This is a genomic window from Psychrobacillus sp. NPDC096426 (genome assembly GCF_044762745.1).
Lineage (GTDB): Bacteria > Bacillota > Bacilli > Bacillales_A > Planococcaceae > Psychrobacillus.
Window position 1 is genome coordinate 133,967 of sequence record NZ_JBIWEX010000011.1, and the last position, 6,886, is coordinate 140,852.

The 6,886-nt window shown below is 34.7% G+C and carries 9 protein-coding genes; all 9 read right to left on the reverse strand.

Translation table 11 applies throughout. The annotated features are described in order from the left end of the window. Positions 1-9: 9 nt before the first annotated feature. Entirely contained in the window at positions 10-603 is a 594-nt protein-coding gene (locus tag ACIQYS_RS11485) for a hypothetical protein (protein ID WP_402979419.1), read from the reverse strand. After that, positions 584-1,201, reverse strand: coding sequence for a nucleotidyltransferase family protein (locus tag ACIQYS_RS11490; protein WP_402979422.1), 618 nt, complete (start codon positions 1,199-1,201; stop codon positions 584-586). Before ACIQYS_RS11490 ends, ACIQYS_RS11485 begins: the two co-directional genes overlap by 20 nt. Next, entirely contained in the window at positions 1,198-2,841 is a 1,644-nt protein-coding gene (locus ACIQYS_RS11495; RefSeq protein WP_402979425.1) for a hypothetical protein, read from the reverse strand. Before ACIQYS_RS11495 ends, ACIQYS_RS11490 begins: the two co-directional genes overlap by 4 nt. Then, the gene (locus tag ACIQYS_RS11500; protein WP_402979428.1) at positions 2,834-3,628 is read right to left on the reverse strand and encodes an ABC transporter ATP-binding protein; all 795 of its coding nucleotides are present in this window, start codon (positions 3,626-3,628) and stop codon (positions 2,834-2,836) included. Before ACIQYS_RS11500 ends, ACIQYS_RS11495 begins: the two co-directional genes overlap by 8 nt. Before the next feature lie 397 nt (positions 3,629-4,025). After that, positions 4,026-4,271 carry a hypothetical protein gene (locus ACIQYS_RS11505; protein WP_402979431.1) on the reverse strand — a complete coding sequence of 82 codons (246 nt, stop codon included), beginning with the start codon at positions 4,269-4,271 and terminating at the stop codon, positions 4,026-4,028. After that, positions 4,252-4,767 carry an RNA polymerase sigma factor gene (locus ACIQYS_RS11510; RefSeq protein ID WP_402979467.1) on the reverse strand — a complete coding sequence of 172 codons (516 nt, stop codon included), beginning with the start codon at positions 4,765-4,767 and terminating at the stop codon, positions 4,252-4,254. Before ACIQYS_RS11510 ends, ACIQYS_RS11505 begins: the two co-directional genes overlap by 20 nt. A 16-nt stretch (positions 4,768-4,783) precedes the next feature. After that, entirely contained in the window at positions 4,784-5,155 is a 372-nt protein-coding gene (locus ACIQYS_RS11515; RefSeq protein WP_402979434.1) for a group-specific protein, read from the reverse strand. 219 nt (positions 5,156-5,374) lie between these two features. Continuing rightward, complete coding sequence (locus ACIQYS_RS11520; protein WP_402979437.1) at positions 5,375-6,214, reverse strand: dioxygenase family protein; 840 nt, start codon at positions 6,212-6,214, stop codon at positions 5,375-5,377. Between the two features lie 54 nt (positions 6,215-6,268). After that, the coding region (locus tag ACIQYS_RS11525) for a dehydroquinate synthase/iron-containing alcohol dehydrogenase family protein (protein ID WP_402979440.1) at positions 6,269-6,886 on the reverse strand (618 nt) is incomplete at its 5' end.

Here is a 6,886-nt window from a genome sequence, read left to right on the forward strand (position 1 = left end):
TCATATCCATTATTTATGAAATTCACTTCTTAATACATACACAACATCATAATTCTCTAGCTCACTAATTCGACTATCCATATCCGAATAAAATTCCGTAGAGAGCGTACTCATTCCATTACCGTTTGCATAACAATTAGTTGCCAAAACGATATGATCTGAAACTGGTATGCTTTCTAAATGACTACTTCCCCATGTACTTTGATTTGCAGTCGGCAATACTTGGCGGGAAGTTATTTTACTAGAAGAATGATCATCACCCACATTAATATTAAAAATGACTGTTTCTTCATCCAATGATATTTTAGATGAAGAAAAAATAATTATGCCATTTTCCTTAATATCCGTAGTTAGTCGACCAATATTTTCTTCTGTAAGCTTGCCGAATTCATATTTATCTATCCATACAGATACTTGTTTGTACTTTTTATCTGTGTGAAAATCGAAAACAAATGACTGATCACTAGTTGATGAAAGGAGAAATTTTTCTCTATCTGTTAGCTTAGCTTCCGATAATCTATTATCTAATTTTATGTCATTTTCACAAGCAATCAAAAAGAACAAGAGTAATACAAAAGAAACACTAATAGCTCTCTTTATCATGAGGTTTCTCCCCTAAAAATTCTTCTTTTAAACTATGAAAAACCTTAAGCTTTGTCCAAGTAGATATCCAGTCTTTTTTTCGAACTCTCTCTTCGTAAACTACTCTTAACCTCTCTGTTGTCAAAAAGATGGGGGTGGGTCTAACTTCAAGATGAATAACGTCTTTTATCCCGTGCGGTGCAGCTAAAATCACATTGTCTTGACTATCTAATTTTACTCCCAATGCCGTTACAGTTTCAGGAAAGTTTGCTATGCCATCTACTGAAGATGTATAAGGTGGTAAGTTATTGATCACATGCATTCTTGCTTGGTTTTTTACAGACCATGGGATATTTGGCACCATATTTTTTAATTGTTCTTCTAACTCTTTTTCCAGATCCTCCTCCATATTAGTTGGATCAAAATAGATAACATCAATATCTTTCAATAAAGTCCGCTCTTTGTATCCGTGAAGAACATCCCAAATTATTGAACGAACAAAACCTGCACAAATCCACCAATCTGGTAGGTTTAATAACTTTGCAGCCTTTAATAATTCCATCATCCACTCGTCTTCTTTAATCACTCTTATAATATCTTTTTCGCTTTTAATATTCACTTACTAACCACTTCGTTCAACTTTCTCGGAAATATTTTCATCCACCCTATTAAAATACCGATCACTAACAGGATAATATAGACAAATAGACCAAAAGGAATCTTCATAAGGATAAAATGAACAAGCACGAAAAGTCCAACGACTAATACCCCTCCAAAAACTTTGAACGTACTCATATCCTGCATATGTTCATGCGAATGAGAAAATGGATATCCTTCCTTGTTAAATAATACATACGAAACAAGTGCCAACGCAATTGCCGCAAGTAGCACGACGATTAAATCTGTTAAAATTCGAAACGAAAAAATCCATAAAAATAAAATACATAGTACTAAATAGATCGGTATAAAATAATTCATAATACATGCTTTTAATGTCCCGCTATAAATGGCAGACTCATTTTGAATAGGTGCAACCCGATAAATCCATTGCGCTTTGTATGTACTTGAAAACTTTAGCATATGAACAATCGTTGGAATCATCGCCAAACTAAAGTAAATAACTAAATACATATTCCCTTGGCTCATTTCTTCAAATGAACGATTTCTCAGGTCATTAAAAAGGAATACGAATGGAAAGATTAGCGCAAATCCTATCTGCGGATAGACTTTCAGCTTGAGCTCGCGTTCTTGCTTCATCATTAACGATGAAAATAAGTAAAATGTTCGTTCTTCTTTCCTTCTACATAAAACAGTTGCCCAAAAGCGATCTAGATGACGCGATTTCTTGTGGTTTCTTTTAGAATCACTTAATAATTTGGCTAGATTTCGTTCAAAAGCTGGCATAAGTCGAATATATAATAGGATGGATAAGAGTGGTCCTAATACCGCTAATACAGTAAAAATAATAATAGGAAATGATAAATTTTTATTTAATATCAACTCAAACGGCGCGCTAAACCATAATGGCGGAAGGAACAAATGCCACCATACAAAAGAATATGTGATTTCAAAATTGACGAATTCAAATACTCGAGCTACAAGCTGATAACTAATCATTATCGCTAAAGTTAATATAATTTGTACATAATTAATCATATCCTTTAGCTTTTCTCCACTAAAAAAACGTAGGATGAATAAGTAAACAAATGCAGTAAACACGACTACTAAACAACTAATCAGTACAACATCCAACATAAATATGAGAGTAAATCCAATTCCATGTCTAAAAATACTCACGATTAGTGGAACAATGACAAAAGAACCTGTTAACAAAAACATATAAATTAATATATGGACTATTTTCGCAGCATTAAGAGTACGGTTGCTAATCGGTTTCGAGTGAAGGATATTTTTATCTCGGATATCGAGCAGAACAGCTGAAAAATCGGATACCATAGATGTCATCACGATAAACATGAGGACACTAAACAGAATACTCATAAAGAACATAGATTGATTCCCAAAAAATAAAAATGGAGTCAGTAATAATACTCCGTATAGCCCGTACATCCATAAAGACTTTAGAAACTGATTCCCTTCTTTTTTCACTTTCGTACCATTGAAAACAGTAGGCATTCGTCTACCATCCATCGTCAGCTTTAATTGCAAAATTTTACGCATCACTTCATAATCTATATGCATTTTTTGAAATATCCACTTGAAACGATCTAAAATTCGAAGCGATGTAAAATCATGCATGAGCGCTTCCCTCACTTACTATTTCCACAAACTTTTCTGCAATCGCTTTATGTTCCGAAAACCCTGTAATTTGATTAAATATTTTTTCTAATGTCCCTTCTTCACTTTGAGCTTGTAATTCCTCAAACGTACCATCTGCTAAGACTCTACCTTCCACAAGTAGAATAATCCGGTTACTTATTTTCTCCACGACGTCCATAATATGAGAAGAATAGAAAATAGTCTTTCCACGTGACGCAAGCTGATCGAGGATTTCTTTAATAATCATGACACTATTAGCGTCTAAGCCACTTAAAGGTTCATCAAAAAACAATAATTCCGGGTCATGCAATAAACTAGAAATAATAAGCACTTTTTGTCTCATTCCTTTTGAGAAAGAAGATAATCGTTGATAGAATACAGCCTCTAAACTAAATTCTTTCATCAATTTGAAGGCTTTACTTTCTGCTTCTTCGCTACTTAGTCCATATAACTCCCCTGTAAACGTTAAATACTCACAAGCAGTAAGATTATCATAAAGTTCCGCTGTTTCTGGTACGTAGCCAATTTTTCGTTTATACGTCACATCGCCATTGGCAATATCTTTTCCAAAGATTTCAATTTTCCCTTCATAACCTTCGATTAACCCAAGCATGATTTTAACAGTAGTACTTTTCCCCGCACCATTTGGACCAATATAGCCGATAATTTGTCCTCGATATACTTCCAAATTAACACCGTTCAGTACTTGTTTAGGACCAAAACGCATCGTAACATCTTGTAAAGATAAAACTTTTTCTTTATTCATTTAAAAGCCCCCACCATTTCTTTCGTCATATGCTTACCATTTTTCCTATATACTGTTAATTATACATCTAAAATGCATAAGAAGGAAAAGAATATTCAAACTATTGATATTCTATACTTCCGTCTATTGAATCTATCTCTCAAAAAGTGAAAGGCTAAAGAAAGAAGCCCTTATTTTGAACAAAATTGATCAAAATAGGGCTATTTTTCATACCTATATGGCTTTTTGTAATATAGATTTTGAGCATTTTAAAATTTCCATGGGAGTTGGAAGAAAAGTATCGTGTAGTTTAAAAGGTTCTAGTCATTTACTCACTATTTGGAAAAAAAATGAGCAGTAAAAGGCTATTGGAATTTCTTTAACGTTGTAATATTTTACTATTTCCTAGCGTTACCTCTTATAGAAAAATTAAAGCATGTATTAATGCGAGTCCAGTAGTTCCTAATATTGGTGCAATTTTTAACAGCATTAGCCCACCAGTTGTTGAAATTATCGGATCAAGCGGGTCTTTTGCAGGTGAAGCTAGAAGATTGATGAATCGTTCCCATCTATTAGATTTCATAGGGAAATCCGGTATATCTATGTGATATTCATCCAACTTCGTGCACAGATGATGATCCTTATTAAAGGGATCCTGACTCATATTCATCTCTCTCCAATTCTTCTTTTAATTTTTTGATTGCTATGTGTAATCTTGATTTAACCGTCCCTTTTGGAATTCCAAGGATTTTTGCTATTTCCTCTTGTGACAAATCGTGATAGTAAAAAAGTAATACAACGGCACGCTGTATTTCAGGGAGCTTTGCAACGGCTTCCCGAATGGTCATTCTGTCTAATTGATGAAATTCTTCGGTCTGTATCGGAGTAAGAAAGGGTAAAAGGTTTCTCCATCTCTTGCGGCGATTTAATTTTGTTATCATCAATCGATATGCAATTTGAAAAAGATATGATTTTAGTTTTCCCTTACTTGGATTGTAATCATACTTATAACGTTGTAGTTTTACAAATGTGTCTTGAACGACATCAATGCTTAATTGCTCATCTCTTGAATAACGGAAAATAAACGAATAAAGAGATTGTTTTAATAGAGCGTAGATTCCTTCTAACGCTTCGTTATCACCATTTTGATAAGCGATCATTAATTCATCTTCACGTTCACTCAATCTCATCGCCCCAGCGTTCCTTGATAGCTTTCAACGTCATGGATACCCTACAAATTAAGTAAATAATTGATACAAGTGTCCATACTTGTGCTTGGTTTGTAAAAAATTGCACAAAAACATTCTCAACTGTTTCACCACTAGAGACTAAAAAATTAAGAACCTGAACACAGATAATGGAATATACAGCTAGACCAATTGTAAGTGTATCAAAAACGTTCCACCTTAAATATATTTTCGTTTTCTTATAATTAATCTTACCATTTTCACGGACAACATATTTGCGATCCATTGGAATAGCAATCGCTAAAATTAAAACCAATAAAAAACCTGCAACGATAAGAGAAACAATCCAACCAGTATCCATTTGTAACATCCCCAATCTATCCTCTTTTCTAACTATACAAATGAGAAGACAAAAAAGTTCAATTAAAATGAAAAAAGTTTTTTGTCTTTCCTTCCCGTTAACCATACATGCAGCATGTATGCAAAGAATAGAAAAAAACAAGCACCCCATTCGCTAGAAATGGAGTGCTTACATTAAAGAAAGTAAATATGAATTTATACTATAATATTAGAAATGCGATTAATTATCTTTAGGGATTAATTTAAAATTGTACTCCGTAATAGAAAATGCTTTATTAAATCCATTCTTTTGTTGTTCGCTGACGCTATCAACTTTCTTTAAATCTAAAATTAAAGAATCTTTTACAGCTCCAATGGCATCTGAGTCAATCCACGGGTCATTTGGGATAAATAGCATCGTTGTTAGCTCATTAAAGTCTTCCGCTACAATTTTAAAGTGAATATGTGCCGGACGCCATGCGTGACGACCAATGCGTTTTAAGAACTTACCGGTCGGACCACCTTTACCAATTTCATAGCCTCCAGGTAAAATCGACTTAAATTCATAACGTCCTTTTGCATCTGTTTCAATACGAGCACGTAAGTTGTATTCCGGTTGGTTTGGGTCTTCGTTTTCATAATCGCCTTTTTCATCCGCTTGCCATACATCCACAATCGCATGAGGAATTGGATTACCATGCACGGATAATACTTGACCAACCATTACATAAGGCTGCTCACTTTTTAAAATTGCTTCATTGGTACATAGTTGTGCTGGAGTTTTCACTAATGGTGCATTTGCACGATATAATGGCCCTTCTACGTTATGGTCTGTCACATGCTCCTCATGATCGTGATGGTGAGCTAAGTCATTCACTAACACCGAAACACCCATAACATCCGATAATAAGATATATTCATTTTTAACACCGACTTCTGTCAAGAATTCGATTGCAGAAATCCATTCTTCCTCTGTTACTTTGTACTCTATGACTACATCATGAATATTTTTTGTTAGTTTTTCCGCAATATCATATAAGCGTTGATCTTTCTTTTCGACTACAACTAACTTTTGGTCCATACAATACCCCCTAAATAATTGTTACGGTGCATGACCGCCTGATATGTCAAACATTTATTTTACATATGCAAGTTCAGGTCGTTTTCCTTCAAAAGCATATTGTAGTAGTTCCTGAATTCCTTCTTTATTTACTGGACGTGGATTGTAGTATGGGTTTTGGGTTGCTATTTCTGCTACTTTATCAAGATCACTTTCTTTTATTCCTAATGCCTCTAAAGATGTATGGCTTCCTAATGAAGAAGATAAATCATATAAAGCACCTGGTACATCATCTGGTGTTGTATTTAACGCACGCGCTAATGCTTCCATTGCTTCTGGTATATGGGATGCGTTGTATTGAATCGCATATGGTAAAATGACTGTGTGTGTTTCTGCGTGTGGAAGATTAAATGTCCCACCTAGTGTATGACATAATTTATGGTGTAATGCCATACCTACTGAACCAAGTACCATACCGCCCAGCATTGTGCCGTATTGTGCTTCACCGCGTGCTTCCATATCTTCTGGGTTTTCAAGAATTCTTGGAAGACTGTTTGCTAATGCACGTGCACCATCTTCCGCAAACAATGAAACAATCGGGTTGGCGTTTTCTGCGTATAATCCTTCCGCACAGTGTGCAATAGCGTTCATTCCGCTCGTGACTGTTAGCCCTTTTGGTAAAGTTAAAGTTAA

Coding starts and splice junctions, on each gene's coding strand:
- ACIQYS_RS11485 (WP_402979419.1), bottom strand. CDS start 603: ATGATAAAGAGAGCTATTAGTGTTTCTTTTGTATTACTCTTGTTCTTT.
- ACIQYS_RS11495 (WP_402979425.1), bottom strand. CDS start 2,841: ATGCATGATTTTACATCGCTTCGAATTTTAGATCGTTTCAAGTGGATA.
- ACIQYS_RS11500 (WP_402979428.1), bottom strand. CDS start 3,628: ATGAATAAAGAAAAAGTTTTATCTTTACAAGATGTTACGATGCGTTTT.
- ACIQYS_RS11505 (WP_402979431.1), bottom strand. CDS start 4,271: ATGAGTCAGGATCCCTTTAATAAGGATCATCATCTGTGCACGAAGTTG.
- ACIQYS_RS11510 (WP_402979467.1), bottom strand. CDS start 4,767: ATGATCGCTTATCAAAATGGTGATAACGAAGCGTTAGAAGGAATCTAC.
- ACIQYS_RS11515 (WP_402979434.1), bottom strand. CDS start 5,155: ATGGATACTGGTTGGATTGTTTCTCTTATCGTTGCAGGTTTTTTATTG.
- ACIQYS_RS11520 (WP_402979437.1), bottom strand. CDS start 6,214: ATGGACCAAAAGTTAGTTGTAGTCGAAAAGAAAGATCAACGCTTATAT.